Origin of the sequence: Marinomonas sargassi (assembly GCF_025716875.1) — a bacterium.
Lineage (GTDB): Bacteria > Pseudomonadota > Gammaproteobacteria > Pseudomonadales > Marinomonadaceae > Marinomonas > Marinomonas sargassi.
In genome coordinates this window covers 142179-156717 of record NZ_JAOVZB010000002.1, presented here as the reverse complement: position 1 = coordinate 156717, position 14539 = coordinate 142179, and the positions used below count along the sequence as shown (strand labels likewise).

At 39.7% G+C, this 14539-nt stretch carries 12 protein-coding genes; 9 read left to right on the top strand and 3 right to left on the bottom strand.

Annotation, left to right across the window (positions count from 1 at the left end; genetic code table 11):
• Positions 1–33: 33 nt before the first annotated feature.
• Together OFY17_RS05250 and OFY17_RS05245 are read right to left on the bottom strand one after the other, a co-directional pair.
• Entirely contained in the window at positions 34–1029 is a 996-nt protein-coding gene (locus OFY17_RS05250; protein WP_263529671.1) for a TRAP transporter substrate-binding protein, read from the bottom strand.
• Between the two features lie 329 nt (positions 1030–1358).
• On the bottom strand, positions 1359–2162 hold the full coding sequence (locus OFY17_RS05245; protein WP_263529670.1) for an FCD domain-containing protein: 804 nt from the start codon (positions 2160–2162) through the stop codon (positions 1359–1361).
• A gap of 205 nt (positions 2163–2367) precedes the next feature.
• Here OFY17_RS05245 and OFY17_RS05240 point away from each other — a divergent pair, with 205 nt between their 5' ends.
• From OFY17_RS05240 to OFY17_RS05205, 8 genes are all read left to right on the top strand, one after another.
• Positions 2368–3864, top strand: coding sequence for a mannitol dehydrogenase family protein (locus OFY17_RS05240; protein WP_263529669.1), 1497 nt, complete (start codon positions 2368–2370; stop codon positions 3862–3864).
• Positions 3865–3866: 2 nt separating this feature from the next.
• A complete protein-coding gene (uxuA, locus tag OFY17_RS05235; protein WP_263529668.1) occupies positions 3867–5045 on the top strand; it encodes a mannonate dehydratase in 1179 nt (392 codons plus the stop codon).
• Between the two features lie 444 nt (positions 5046–5489).
• On the top strand, positions 5490–6242 hold the full coding sequence (locus OFY17_RS05230) for an HNH endonuclease signature motif containing protein (RefSeq protein WP_263529667.1): 753 nt from the start codon (positions 5490–5492) through the stop codon (positions 6240–6242).
• A 279-nt stretch (positions 6243–6521) separates the two neighbouring features.
• A complete protein-coding gene (locus OFY17_RS05225) occupies positions 6522–6713 on the top strand; it encodes a YqaE/Pmp3 family membrane protein (RefSeq protein ID WP_263529666.1) in 192 nt (63 codons plus the stop codon).
• Positions 6714–6923: 210 nt separating this feature from the next.
• Positions 6924–7700: a hypothetical protein gene (locus OFY17_RS05220; RefSeq protein ID WP_263529665.1), complete on the top strand. Its 777-nt coding sequence runs from the start codon at positions 6924–6926 to the stop codon at positions 7698–7700.
• 245 nt (positions 7701–7945) lie between these two features.
• The gene (locus tag OFY17_RS05215) at positions 7946–8557 is read left to right on the top strand and encodes a LysE family translocator (protein WP_263529664.1); all 612 of its coding nucleotides are present in this window, start codon (positions 7946–7948) and stop codon (positions 8555–8557) included.
• 95 nt (positions 8558–8652) lie between these two features.
• Positions 8653–8955 carry a hypothetical protein gene (locus tag OFY17_RS05210; protein ID WP_263529663.1) on the top strand — a complete coding sequence of 101 codons (303 nt, stop codon included), beginning with the start codon at positions 8653–8655 and terminating at the stop codon, positions 8953–8955.
• A gap of 104 nt (positions 8956–9059) precedes the next feature.
• On the top strand, positions 9060–9806 hold the full coding sequence (locus OFY17_RS05205; RefSeq protein WP_263529662.1) for an alpha/beta fold hydrolase: 747 nt from the start codon (positions 9060–9062) through the stop codon (positions 9804–9806).
• 202 nt (positions 9807–10008) lie between these two features.
• On the opposite strand, the gene OFY17_RS05200 is transcribed toward OFY17_RS05205, so the two are convergent.
• On the bottom strand, positions 10009–12408 hold the full coding sequence (locus OFY17_RS05200) for a tetratricopeptide repeat-containing diguanylate cyclase (RefSeq protein WP_263529661.1): 2400 nt from the start codon (positions 12406–12408) through the stop codon (positions 10009–10011).
• Positions 12409–12917: 509 nt separating this feature from the next.
• On the opposite strand from OFY17_RS05200, the gene OFY17_RS05195 reads away from it, so the two are divergent.
• Positions 12918–14465: a methyl-accepting chemotaxis protein gene (locus OFY17_RS05195; RefSeq protein WP_263529660.1), complete on the top strand. Its 1548-nt coding sequence runs from the start codon at positions 12918–12920 to the stop codon at positions 14463–14465.
• Positions 14466–14539: the final 74 nt, after the last annotated feature.

Here is a 14539-nt window from a genome sequence, read left to right as displayed (position 1 = left end):
AGACCACAGGGAGTAGAACAAGCTATATCGCTATTATTTGCTGCGGATCGCAGAAAGTAACTCTGTAGCATTGATGCTTGCTGCAAACTTATCTTGAACAGGTTTAACCATGTCTAGAAGTTTTTCGCGGTTAGCGAATTCAGCCACTTTGATTTGACCAGCATCAGCCATTTGTTGAAGCTTGATACCATCTTCACGAGACTCTAGCTCACGACCGTATGCACCCGCTTCTTTACCAGCTTTCATGATGGCAGCTTGAAGGTCAGCAGGAAGTTTACGGAAAGTTTTACCACTGAATACTAGTGGGCGAACTGTGATAGTGTGAGATGTTTTTGTAACGTGAGGTGCTACTTCATAGAACTTCAAGTTCTGTAAGCTTGCTGCTTCGTTTTCAAGTCCGTTTACAACGCCTGTTTGGATAGCATTGTATACTTCGTTGTAGGCAATGGCAGAAGGTGCTGCACCGATAGCGTTAAATACTTGTGCTTGGATTGGCGCACCCATTACACGCATTTTGTGACCAGCAAGCTCGTCCATATTACTAATACGCTTGCTAGAAATAAGGTTACGAGTACCGCCACCAGCGTAACCAACGATTACGATGTCAGCTTTGTCAGACAGTTCTTTTTCTAGAGGAGATAGAACGTCGCTAGACAATACAGTGTTCCAATGATCTAGGTCACGGAACAAGAAAGGCATATCCATTAGCGGGATTGAAGGCGCGAAACGAGCCATGTTTGATGGCGCTAGGATAGTGTAGTCAATCGCCACACCTTGGTTTAGGAAAGTAACGTAATCTTTCTCAACACCAAACTCGCCGTTTAGACGCAAGTCGAATTCCACATCACCTTTATAGTATTGGCCAACTAGCTCGTTGAACTTAACCATAGTTTTAGTAAAAGTATGGTTCTCATCGAACATACTTGCACCGCGTAATGTTTCAGCTGTTGCTGTTGAGGTGATAGCTGCAAAAGCTGCACCGACTAGAGTAGCTTTGAAAATTTTCTTAATGCTTTTATTAAACGTCATGATTTTTATCCTTATTATTTTAGAAAGTTTAAATTTTCTATTTGTATTGCAATAGTACTTAAGCGAACGCTGAAAACTATAGTTAAAAAGTCCTAAGCAGGCTACGCATAATTGCACGATTCGGCTCGTATCCTATTAGACTTTTGTCTTATATGAGGGTTTTTAGCCGATTTTTGATATTTTTTAGCTATCTATTTCGTTCTTTTTATTTTCAATAACTATAGTTTGACGTGTAAGGAAAATACCTTTTGCCTTGTCAGTATAGCCCCAACTTTTGAGGCTGCTTGAATATTCAGGTGGGAGATTGGGTATTAGTGGATAATAAAAGTTTATATTTGAACTGGGTTGCTGCTAAACAAAAAACCGTCAAAGTTTGGGTCTTGATGTTCTGAGAGTGCTAATAGTGAATCCTTCACATTTTCTAAATGTCGCCACATGGACTGGCGAGCAAGGTCAGGTTTTTTTTGTTGTATTGCGAGCAATATATTCTCATGGTCAACCAGCCACTGCTTTCTATAACTTGGGTCAGTGATGTGAGTATGCAGCTGCTTCCACATGGGGCTATTTTCGCGGCGTGTCCATAGGTTTTCAACAAGGTCTATCAAAACGCTATTTTGAGTGGCCTCGGCAATGGCTAGATGAAAAAGCTTATCTCCATCATGGCTTGGCGTTTCCATATTTAGATTAGACGTTCCTATATTTAGATCGCTCATTTCAAGGTTCTGCTTTTCTAGCTCCAATGCCTGACGCATTTTTAAAATGTCTTTCTTAGTCGCTTGGGTCGCCGCAAACTCAGCCACATGGCTTTCTAACAGCTGCCTTGCTTGCATCATCTCAAAAGGACCCACATCGTCTTTTTCAATAGAAGACGCAAGTTCACCTTCTGGTTGCTCTTCGTCTAATTGCTTTATGAGATAAATACCGCTGCCTTTGCGAATCTCTATAAGCTCCATAAGCTCTAGCATAATGAGGGCTTCTCGAACTACAGCTCGGCTGATATCAAAGCGCTCAGCTATGTCACGCTCAGTGGGGAGTTTGTCTCCAACTTGGAAATTTTTTCGGCAAAACTCCTCATAGAGCTTAATGCCGATTTCTTGATATTGACGCTTAGGTTGAGGAAAGGTTTGTATCATTATCTGTCCATGGAGGTATTGTAAATTGGTTGACCAATTTTTAATAATTGGTTGACCTTGTATTTCGATTCCCCCAATATACCCTGCATAAATCAAATATCAAGTTCACTTTTGTTTAAATCTAAAGCTATTTTGACTAGGTAGAACTAAGTGAGTGATGTTGTTAAGTGGCTATTTTTAAAACTCAGCAAGCTAAGGAATCATTGTGATTAAAACAATCACCCGTTCAATCTATGCAAGAGAGAATGTGACTACTGGTATCGTTCATATCGGCTTAGGGGCATTTCACCGAGCACATCAAGCGGTCTATATAGAAAAGAACCTTAATCGTCATAATGGGGGAGACTGGGGGATTTGTGCGGTGAATATCCGTTCAAACCACAAGTTGGTGGATTTACTGACCTCTCAAGATTGCCAATACCATGTTGCTGAGTACACAGATAGCCAACAAGCCCACTTACGAGAAGTGAGCGCCATAAAAGAGGCTCTATTCGCAGGCGAAGATAAAGAAGCATTGTTTGCGCGACTCATCTCATCAAGTACAAAAATTGTGACTTTAACGGTGACAGAGAAGGGCTACTGCTTAACACCGGCAGATAAAAAATTGCGTCTTGATGATAGCAATGTAAAACACGATATAGACAACCCAAGTACCCCGAAAACAGCACCGGGTATTTTGGTGGAGGCACTCTATCGTCGTAAAGCCGCAGGCCTAGCACCCTTTACCATCTTATCTTGCGATAACATGCCTAATAACGGTCAGTTAACGCGCCAAGCGGTATGCCAGTTAGCCTCTTACCGTTCAAAAGACTTTGGCCAATGGGTAGCAGATGAAGTGGCTTTTCCCTGTTCCATGGTCGATCGAATCGTACCCGCCATGTCGGATGAATCATTAACCCGTTTACAAACTGAACTTGATTGCTATGACCCCAATGCTGTGATGTGTGAAGCCTTTAGCCAATGGGTGGTGGAAGATAACTTCCCACTAGGCCGACCTGATTGGGAATTGGATGGCGTGCAAATGGTCAAAGATGTCCACCCATTTGAAACCATGAAACTGCGCTTGTTAAATGGTAGTCACTCATTATTGGCTTACGTAGGGCTAGCGGCGAACTATAAAACCGTGGCGCAAGCGGTGACCGACGAGAAATTGGTCGGCTTAATTCGTGACTATATGAAGCAAGAAGCCGCTCCAACATTGAGCTTGCCAGACGAAGTGAATGTAGAAACCTATATAGAGAGCCTCATTAGTCGCTTTGCCAACGACAGCTTACAGCATCAGCTGGCACAAATTGCCACAGATGGCTCGCAGAAAATCCCCCAGCGCTGGCTAAATGGCTCACAAGAAAGGCTTGATCAAGGTAAGAGTGTATCCGCCGTAGCACTTGGTTTAGCGGCTTGGTTGTTATACAGCTGTGGTGAAAACTTACAAGGTCAGGCGCATTCCGTAGATGACCCAATGGCAGCGACGTTAAAAGATCTTCATGATCAAACAACAGATACGCACCAGCTAGTTCGTCGCTTTTTAGACTTAACGGATGTGTTTCCCAGTCAATTGGCAAATACACCAGAATTAGCTGAATTAATTCATCATATATACCAAACACTTTTATCAAAAGGCCCTCAAGATTGTTTGCCACTTGATCGGTTTTTAGTAGATACGAATTTAGTGAATACGAAAGTACTACCTTCAGGAGAATAACAATGGAACATACTTGGCGTTGGTTTGGACCAAACGACGACACGACTTTAACCGACATTCGTCAGTGTGGCGCAACAGGTGTGGTCACAGCACTACATGAAATTCCCAATGGACAAGTCTGGTCAGTGGAAGCGATTCAAGCTCGTAAAGAGTTAATTGAAAGCTACGATCTTCGTTGGTCTGTTGTGGAGAGTGTGCCAGTCCATGAAGACATTAAAAAACGTACAGGTAATTATCTAGAGTACATCGAAAACTACAGACAAACGCTGGTGAATCTAGCTCAATGTGGCATAGATACTGTGTGTTATAACTTCATGCCTGTGTTGGATTGGACACGTACCGACCTTGCTTATGAGTTACCAGATGGCTCAAAAGCCCTTCGCTTTGACCAAACTGCCTTTGCGGCTTTTGAACTCTATATTCTAGAGCGCAAAGGGGCTGAGTTGGACTACAGTGATGATGAAAAAGCCGCTGCAAAAGCCTTTTTAGACAATGCCACAGAAGACGAAAAGAATCTTTTAGTGGCTAACATTATTGCCGGTCTACCGGGCTCAGAAGAAAGCTACACCCTAGAGCAATTCCGTGACAAGTTAGCGGAATACGACCACATAGACAAAGGCACATTGCGCCAAAATATGAAGCTCTTTTTGGAGGCGATTTTACCGTCGGCCGAGCAGGGTGGTTTAAAATTGGCTGTTCATCCTGATGATCCACCACGCCCAATTCTTGGTTTGCCGCGTATTGTTTCTGTGAAAGAAGACGTGGAATGGTTACTGGATGCGGTACCGAGTCCAGCCAATGGTATTACCTTATGTACTGGGTCTTATGGGGTACGTGCGGATAATGACCTAGTGGATATGATACAGCAATTTGGCGACAGCATTTACTTCACTCATTTACGTTCTACAAAACGTGAAGAGGTGGCAGGCAGTTTCCATGAAGCCGCACACCTTGAAGGGGATGTAGACATGGTTGGCGTAGTAAGTGCGATTTTGCAAGAAGAGCAGAAACGGGAAGGCAAAGGACGTGCTATTCCTATGCGACCCGATCATGGGCATCAGATTTTGAATGACCTCGCGAAAGATGCGAAGCCGGGGTATTCGACTTTGGGGCGAATGAAGGGCTTGGCGGAAGTTAGAGGGTTGGAGCTTGGGCTTAAGAGTTTGATGGGGTCCAAATAGGTTCTTCTTTTTTGTTATATAAACCGCTCTATATGAGCGGTTTTTTTGTTTTTGTAGTTAATAGAGTTTTTTAGGTTTCATTGAAGGGCTTTGTTTGGGGAGCATTTTTCCGCCCTGCTGGGCGGGTAACTTTTTGCTAGCGCCCAAAAAGTAACCAAAAATTCGCTTTAAGACCTTGAACGCCTCGTTTTCTTTTTGTGTATTGTTTATCTCCTACGCGGTATTTAACGTAAGGTATTTAGTTTATTTTTGGTGGTTTTAGAGGCTTTCAAACACGGTAACCCGACTATCGAGCTGTCGTGCAATCGGGATTGCATCGAATTATTTACTAGAGAGTATTAGTTTTTAATTGGATGTATGTCGTACTGGCGATGTTTTTCAAGTACTTTAGTATCAATGAGTAAGGACGTTCACAGAATAAATAACGATCTGTGGACAAAAGAAATGAAGCTCATACGCACTATTAAAAAACATGGAGGCAATGTGCCAATTTCAGAGAAAAATCGCAAAATACTTTGGGGTAAATCAGGAAATAAATGTGCTATATGCTGGCATACCTTAGTCCTAGAGAGTAACGATTTTGATTCTGAGTCAGTTGTTGGAGAAGAGTGTCATATTGTTTCTGGTGCTAAAAATGGCCCTAGGAGTAGCTCTGATTTCCCTTCAGGTAAGATTGATGATGTATCCAACCTGATTCTACTTTGCCGAGTTCATCATAAACAAATCGATGACCAGATTGGAACATACACCGCTGAATTATTGAGAGCAATAAAGGCAACTCATGAGGCTAAGGTTGAAAGAAAGCTGAAGCTTGAACCTCAAATCGGGCTAAGTAAAAATGAAATTCCTGATAAGCTGCCAGTAATTTTAACTGGAAAGGAACTTTTTAATTTGGCCACTAGTGCTTATGCTTTTTGCAATGATTATGGTGACAACTTTACATCTAAAGAGTTAGATGAAGTTGCTGAATTTATTCAAAATGTTAAAGATTGGGGGGAGATTGGTAGAGATCTAGAACCTATAGAGCAGATCAAAGCGGCCAAAGCTCTCGATGACTATTTAAAATTACTACATGATCTTGATATTTTTGTCTTTGCAGCAATAGACAAACAAAAAATTGGAGGGGTGTCTGTGTTTCCCGTTCTCCATTTGTCAGTTCAAAAATCAAGTGATCCAAATGTCAGTGTAATGAAATAAACTTGGGCGGAGTAAACTTAATCTATTTTCAGCCCCTTTATCCAAAGCAGGTTAGAGTTATCATAAGCCGTTGTTAAAGTGGCTTTGGGTCAGTGGTATGAGAGCTTTTAGAAGCAATTACGTAAGATAGCTTATGGTGGAGAGGATGATCATCGTATATTCCCATTTGAAAATGTCAAATTATGAACGTAAATGTGTTTAAGTTCAGTTATGGTGATCTTGCGATGTATCTTCTACAACGTATGATTAATACTTAAGCTATTTAATAAGGAAATTACAATGAGACTAATACTTGCGATATTTTTACCTTGGCTTCAGTTCTTTACTATAGGAAGACCAATTGCTGGTATTGTTTGTTTGATATTACAAATTACATTGGTGGGTTGGATACCAGCTGCAATCTGGTCAGTATATGCCTTAAGTCAGTATAAAACAGATCAGAAAATAAAAAATTCCCTAGGTGGTGAATGATTTTAATAAATTGGGTCGAGTAAAATTCATTTATTTTTAGTCCCTTAATTTGAAGCAAGTTAGAGCCACCATAAGCCACTTATCAGAGTGGCTTTTTTGTTTTTGGCTGGTGGTAGTTGGTGAAAGGTTTTAGTATTGAGTATTAGAGTGTTTTAAAGTTTCAATGTGATAAGTCGGGTTGTAATAAAATTTATTTAATGGTGATTCGTTATGAATAAAATAATAAAAATATTTATGTTGGGGGTTATTTTTAGTTCTTTTACTGCCTCTGCTTCAGAAGAGGTTCTAATCGATTCTGATAGGATTGTTTTTGTAGGGGAAATAAGTAAAGAAAAAGTAGATGAGGTGGTTTTTAAGTATAAGAAAGCAACCCAAAAACCAAAGCTTTTAAGGATAAAAAGTAGTGGTGGAGATCTTTATCAGTCAATAAGGTTGGGGAAATGGGTATACTTAAATGGCCTTGATGTAGAGGTAGCAGAATATTGTTATTACTCTTGTGCTAGCTATATATTTACAGCAGGGAATAAAAAATATCTCGATACTAATAGTTATATTTTTTGGAATGGCGGGGCTTTATCTAAATTTTTGCAAGATGATTACTACTTTCAAAAAATACAAGACAAGTTTATTGCACGACATAGCATAATTGACCCTGAGGAAATTTCTTTAACTCGAGCAAGATTGGATCGACGTAGACAGTTTTTTATCGCGGAAGAAAAAGGCTTTTTTGATTTTGTGAAGGTTGACCCTATGATCACTTTAGCTGGAGCTAGAGAGGGTCAGTATCTTAGTAAAAAGTTTTTTGGTATAAGCTATGTAGATGTGGATAAGTTTAACGGAAAACCTATTGTGTTAGGTTTTTATTATACACTCAAAGAGATGGAAAAATTTGGAGTTAAAAATGTTGTTCTAAAGTCATCAGAGTGGAAACCTCAAACATCTTTTAATCATGGTTTTTATAAAATCATACCTGCAGAAATTAAATAGAGATTAATAGCTTAAGTATTCTTAGAAAAAATAAATGAGGTCGAAGTAGAATTTAGCTTATTTTGATCTCATTAATTCGAAGCAAGTTAGAACCAGCATAAGCCACTTTGAAAGTGGCTTTTTTGTTTTTGCTGGTGGTGCTACAGGTGGTACTAGATAGTAAAAGGTTTTAGTATCGAGGAGTGGGATGTTTTACAGTTTCAATATTACTCATGTGGGTGATTTGGCTGTTATAGGGGGGAGTGATGGATAGTTATTTGTTGTATGTGGGTGTTGCTGCGGCGACGATTTTGTTACCGGGGCCTGCGGTTGTGTTGACGGTTAATAATGCCATTCAGCGAGGTTTGTTAAAGACCTTTGCAGGTATATTTGGTGTGGCGTCGGCGATTCTTTTGGTGGCAGCTATTTCAGCAACGAGTCTGGGGATTATTCTGGCGAGTTCGGTCATGGCCTTTACTGTGGTTAAGGTGATTGGTGCAGCTTATCTAATTTATCTTGGTGTAAAAATGTGGCGCTCTAAAGAAGGTAGTAAAGCGCAATCAAACCATAAAGAAAGCTCGGTATTTAAGTGCTTTGTTGAAGGCTTTTTAGTGTCTAGTTCAAACCCGAAAGCTATTATTTTCTTTATGTCTATTTTTCCTCAGTTTATTGATTTGACACAAGACTACCAGCCACAATTTATCTTATTAGCGGTGACTTTCAGTCTATTAGTTATTGCCATTCATACTGTCTATGCGCTCTTTTCTTCCTTTGCGAAAGCGACGTTGTCTTCGTCGAAAAGTCGTCAACTTATTAATAAAGTAAGTGGTGGCGTATTTATGGGATTTGGGGTTGGGCTAGCTGCTTCGAGCCGCTAAAGTTCAAATATATAAGGCAGTATCCAAATCTAGAACTTTAGTCGGTATTAATTAGCGCTCGACGATACTGAGTAACTTGTAAAAAGGAATCTAAAGTGAAACCACCAGTCGTTACTTTATGTGGAAGTATAAAGTTTAAACAGGCGTTTATTGATGCAAATTACAATGAAACTATGATGGGAAACATTGTATTAAGTGTAGGTGGCTTTGGTCACTCAGAACATCTCAATTTAACAGAGCAAGATAAGCAGATGCTGGGTGACCTTCATAAGCGAAAAATAGATATTTCTGATGAAATTCTTGTTCTTAATGTTGGCGGATATATTGGTAAAAGTACCGAGATAGAAATTCAATATGCCCGCGAAAAGGGTAAAGCTGTTCGGTTTCTAGAAGCATGATTGAGTGTGAGGCAAGAACTAAACAGGGAAAGAACCTTAATAGTCCTCAACCGACTTTATGTGTTGAAGACCGACAATATGAATGAATTTAAGGGGGATATTAAATGACTGAAGATGAGAGTCTTGTGATGATTCATGGCCTTCTTGGTTCATTATCATATTTTGAACCCACAAAGTATCTATCGGGAATGACTACTTATTTGCCTGATATGTACTGCTACGGCGATTCATCTTGTTTAGATAATCTGTCCTTGCAAGATCAAGCAGATTACATTGAAAAAGTGATAATGGAAGACACAAAACAACCTGTCTGGCTACTTGGGCACAGTGTGGGTGGGGCTGTGGCTGTACTGCTTGCCTCAAAGGCGCCGAACTTAGTGAAAGGCATAATAAGTGTAGAGGGGAACTTTACTTTAAATGATGCATTCTGGTGCCAAAAAATAGCCAACATGGATAGTGAAGCTTGGAGCATTGAATACGATAGGATGCGTAGCAGCCCCGAAAACTGGTTAAAAGAATCTGATATCGCTGTTACACCTGAAAGGGCGGCTTGGGCGAATGAAATTTTGAATTATCAAACAGCGCTTTCTATCCAGAAGGTGGCGAAAGCGGTTATAAGCTCGACAGGTTCAGCAGACTATGAGAGTAAATTAGAAAGCCTAAAAAATAGCAAAATACCCATGCACTTAATCGCAGGGGAGTTTTCTGTAGAAGGATGGGATGTCCCTAAGTCATTTATGGGAACGGCTGTAAGTTCGACCATAATGGAGAAAGCAGGTCATATGATGATGCTGGAACAACCAAAAGCGTTTTGCGCCATAGTTCAGAAGATTATTAATGGTTCAATTTAATTTGGTGACAGTGATGGATTCTCTTCACTAATAAATATGCCCCGCAAGTACTATCAACGCTATCTAATGATGAATAAAGCAGAGCCATCATAAGCCACTTTTATAGTGGCTTTTTTGTCTTTGGCTTGTAGATAAGAGGCGAGTAGACTGGTTGGTGACTTTGTGTGTTTGAAGTCGCTGAGTCTTGGTGGCTTATGATTCTTTAAGGTTTATCTGAATCATTAAGCTTGGGTTCCCAGAGTGTTACAAGGTTTCTGCCATTGGACTTGGATTTGAACAGCGCTTTGTCCGCTTGGTCAATCAACTCTTTTGGGGTCTCAGTGTTAAATTGTGCAGAGCTAATACCAAAGCTGCATGTTAATGAAATTTGTTCGAAGCTGTGATGCTCGATGTTGTGTCGCAAGCTTTCTGCAATTTCTACGGCTTGTTCAATAGATGTGTTCGGTAAGATAATACAGAACTCTTCCCCACCAAATCGTGCCACAATATCATTTTCACGAACATTCTTTTGTAATACATTGGCCGCAGCACAAAGTACGGAATCCCCTTTGCTATGGCCATAATTGTCGTTAATAGATTTAAAATGGTCTATGTCGGCAAGAATAATACAGTATTCTTTTGTTCGCTCTGGATCGGCAAAATATCGTGTCATAAAGTCGAATAAAATACGTCGGTTATAACAATTGGTGAGAGAGTCTCGAGCGGCTAAATAATCGAGTTCTTTATTACGTTTGTTGGAATCGATAAAGCGACGGTAAATATACAATGCCGCGATCAAGCAGATAGCCAGCAGTGATGCTAGTGCGACACTGGCATATTTGTTTTTGGTTAAATTAAGCTCTGAAATTTTTCTAGCTTGTTCTGCCATGGCTGTTTCAAAAGCTTGTTGCTCTAGGGCGACTTGATCCAATTGTACTTTATGTTTGAGTGTCTCCAATTCTACCTCCTTTTTATGGGAGTAGAGCTTCGCTCTTTCGAGTATGAGTTGATTCTTTTCGTTCTCTTCTTGTATAGCTTGAGTGAGATAAATTTCTTTTTCTGCATATGCCAATGAAGCTTCGAAATTTCCTCGCCACTTTTCTGTTTCACGAAGTTGGGTGTAAGCATCAAGTTGGTGATAGGTGTGGCCAATTTCAATGGATATTTGAAGCGCTTTTTCTAAAAGGCGCATTGCTTCATCTACATCAGTGTGTCGTAACATGGACGCTAGAGGTATTTGAGCTTTCATTTGATATATTTTGCTGCCAATTTGGCCTGCTAATGCTAAGGATTCCTTGTAATACAAGACCGCATTCTCATTATCACCTAAGCCGCGGTACGCATTAGCAAGGACTCTCGCTGTCAATGAACCTTTCTCCAGCTCATTTTCTTTTTTGTAAATATCGTGGGCTTTCATAGCCATTATTTTCGCAGACTCGTACTGAAGCGAGTTTAGGTCAATGACGGCCATTTCACGGAATGCGGTTGCTAGGGTTTTAGGTTCGATCTGACTTTCTTGTAGGTCAATCGTATGCTGAAAAAATGACCTAGCTTGATTAAATTCTTTGAGCTTAGAGTAGAGTAACCCCATTTCATTTGAGGTTTTAGCGATGCCAATTTCATCATCTATGTCTGTATAGACTAAATAGGCCTGATGGATACTTTTAAGGGAGTTTTCATAGCGTTCGATATGCCGATAAATTATACCTGCCCCCATTAATGCTTTTGCTTGACCTTCTTTATCGCCCGTTCGTTGATGTATATCTAAGCTACGACGTGAATAATCTAGGGCTTTCTCATAATTACCTAAATAGCGTTCGGCTTCAGCTAATGTCTTAAGCGTTCGGGCCATGTTTTTTATGTCGTTTAGAGAGGTGAAAATTGCCAATGCTTCTTTATAAAAAAATGCAGTCTCTTCTCTATTTTTTAAACGTTTATGAATTTCGGCTATCTTGCGAAAGACTGCACCACGTTTCTTTTGTGTCATTTCATCTGGGGCGGTGAGGACTGATAGGGCTTTTTTATACTCTTCTTCGGCTTCTTTGAAATGCTTTTGAGCGAAATAAACCTGAGCTTTCATGGACAGAACCATGCCGTTAAAGAAATCAGACTTCTTCTTATCAATCGAACCAATAAGGTCGTTCACCGCTGAGTCAGCAAGCTCATCGTTTTTGTTTTTTAGCAGTAAGATGACATATTCATTTAGGTATCGAATTTGGTCAATATCACTTTGCATGATGGCATAGGTCTGAGCCGCTTGCCGATAATGCTCTATACCTTTAGATATATTTTTTTCTTTACTGGCAAGTTCTGCTAGTAATACGTGAGTTTGAGCTTTGGTCTTTAGGTTATTGTTGCCTTGAGCCAAAAGAAGGGCTTGGTTTGCCAGTTCGTTACTTTTTTCATACTGGTTATTGTTGAAAAGTGATAAAGCTCGTTGAAGCGTATTTTTGGCAGAAACCGGTACATCTGGGTTCATTTCTGACGAATAAGCTTGTGTAAAGGCGAAAGCGAGCAATATATAGGTAATACACTTAAGTACATAACCACCCAAAGTATAGGGTTTTGTATTTGTGTGTTTTAAAACTTCAACGTGTTGAGTTGATCCTATTTCTTTTGACATACTTGTCCAAGCCTTGACTGTTTTATAAAAGAAAGACGCTTGAATCAAAGACTTTCTATAAGCTTACACTTTATAAGATATGGTAAATATTCAGATTCTTATATTCTCATACAAATAAGCTAAACACACTACTTCATCACTCTATTAATAACGATAAATAGGTTCAGAGCAAAAGCTATTCTATCAAATTTACCAAGACAGTTCCTTATTAGAGCCCGCCTATAAAGTCTGCCATCTTAAATTAATGGATTACTTGAGCTGATGGATATGATAAGTAGATTGATCGAGAAGACAAATTGGCACTATTGATGCTTCGTTACTTCTAATGTTTTATCAATGAAGATGAAGTTATATATGGATATAATGCTACTGTTAAAAAATGATTTTTTTTGTAGTTGTGGTGCTTTTCATAGAAATTACATAGTGATGGAGTGTTATATTACTAAAATATATCTGACACTATTTAGTCTGAAGGGTTTCAAATTCTCTAATCTAGGTAACATAGTAATATGCAAAATACTTTAAGCCAGCTGGGTAATGAAAAGACATTTGATGAGACGACTAAGCTTGTTTCAACAACTGACCTAAAAGGAAATATTGTTCACTGTAATAATGACTTTATTAAGATTAGCGGATTTGATAGAGAGGAGCTGGTCGGTAGCCCCCACAATATTGTGCGTCATCCAGATATGCCTAAAGAAGCCTTTGAAATAATGTGGAAAACCTTAAAAGAGGGTAAAGCTTGGATGGGGCTGGTAAAAAACCGTTGTAAAAATGGTGATTTTTATTGGGTGGATGCTTATGTAACTCCTGTAATGGAGCATGGAAAGGTCGTCGGCTATGAGTCTGTTAGGACATCACCAAAAAGAGAAGATGTTGCTAGGGCTGAGAAGGTTTACCGAAAGATCAATAATGGGCAGAGAATTTTCCCTTTACCATTGTTGTCATGGAAAACTATTGTGCCTATTGTGGGTGGTTTATTGGCATTAATCGCATCTAGCGTTAGCTTTACGTATGGTGTTGGTGTTGTAGCTGTCACCAGTGTCATTATGAATTTACTGTTTATACGTAATGACATGAGCATGAAAAAGATTTTTGAAAAGCGTTTATCTTCTTCTTTTTTGCACCCTTTGGCAGGAATAACATATTCAGATGCGAATTTGGGTATTGCCACGTTAGATGTGGGAATTAAAAGCATGTTTTCACGAATGGACGCTGCTTTAACGCGTTTTGAAGATGAGTCATTAAAGGTTTCCGAACAATCTAAAGCGGGTTTGGAGCTTACTGTCGATATGAGTAAGGCGATGGTAGCGCAGAAAGACCAAACACAAAATGTCGCTAAAGCTATGCAGGACATGGTTGCTACAGTGGATGGTGTGGCAAAGAAAGCACTGGAAACTGAAGACAGCGCAAAATCTTCTTTGTCTTCTGCTCAGACGGGACAAAAAATTGTCAAAGAAACTCGCCAATCTATTAGAGAGTTGAGTGACACCGTAAATAATATTAGTTCGGCAGTTCAAGATCTTGCTAATGAGTCTGAAGAAATTGCTCAAGTCGCGCAAATGATTGATCAAATAGCTGAGCAGACAAACCTATTAGCTTTAAATGCAGCGATAGAAGCCGCTCGTGCTGGTACTTATGGTAGAGGCTTTGCTGTTGTGGCAGATGAGGTTCGTCAGTTAGCTCAGCGCACACAGGGGTCGACTAAGGATATACATAAAATTATCAATACTTTACGCAGTGGTGCACAAAGCTCTGTTGCTGCGGCTGAAAAAGGTAAAGAAGACGCTGTGCAAGGCTTGGATAAAATCATCGAAATGGAAGAGGCATTTGTTAATATTGTGGACTCGGTTTCAAACATCTCTGATATGGCAACTCAAATTTCTGAAGAAGCTCGGCAGCAAACAGAAGTTTCAGAAAGTGTTGGTCAACAAGTGAAAAGTATTTCAGAACTCTCTTCTGAAAGTATGTTGAAATCTGAGCAGTCTAAATTAGGTATCGAGACTTTACAGGGCGTTTCGCAAGGTATGTATGACCTGATTTTACGCTTTAAGTAAAATTTACTTTATAAAATATAGAATGCCATTCTTTTATCCAGAAAGAGTGGCATTTTTTATGCTGCAACCATAAG

Bases quoted from the DNA above. Each gene is read 5' to 3' on its own strand.
- OFY17_RS05250 (WP_263529671.1), bottom strand. From the start codon at position 1,029: ATGACGTTTAATAAAAGCATTAAGAAAATTTTCAAAGCTACTCTAGTC.
- OFY17_RS05245 (WP_263529670.1), bottom strand. From the start codon at position 2,162: ATGATACAAACCTTTCCTCAACCTAAGCGTCAATATCAAGAAATCGGC.
- uxuA (WP_263529668.1), top strand. From the start codon at position 3,867: ATGGAACATACTTGGCGTTGGTTTGGACCAAACGACGACACGACTTTA.
- OFY17_RS05230 (WP_263529667.1), top strand. From the start codon at position 5,490: ATGAAGCTCATACGCACTATTAAAAAACATGGAGGCAATGTGCCAATT.
- OFY17_RS05225 (WP_263529666.1), top strand. From the start codon at position 6,522: ATGAGACTAATACTTGCGATATTTTTACCTTGGCTTCAGTTCTTTACT.
- OFY17_RS05220 (WP_263529665.1), top strand. From the start codon at position 6,924: ATGAATAAAATAATAAAAATATTTATGTTGGGGGTTATTTTTAGTTCT.
- OFY17_RS05215 (WP_263529664.1), top strand. From the start codon at position 7,946: ATGGATAGTTATTTGTTGTATGTGGGTGTTGCTGCGGCGACGATTTTG.
- OFY17_RS05205 (WP_263529662.1), top strand. From the start codon at position 9,060: ATGACTGAAGATGAGAGTCTTGTGATGATTCATGGCCTTCTTGGTTCA.
- OFY17_RS05200 (WP_263529661.1), bottom strand. From the start codon at position 12,408: ATGTCAAAAGAAATAGGATCAACTCAACACGTTGAAGTTTTAAAACAC.
- OFY17_RS05195 (WP_263529660.1), top strand. From the start codon at position 12,918: ATGCAAAATACTTTAAGCCAGCTGGGTAATGAAAAGACATTTGATGAG.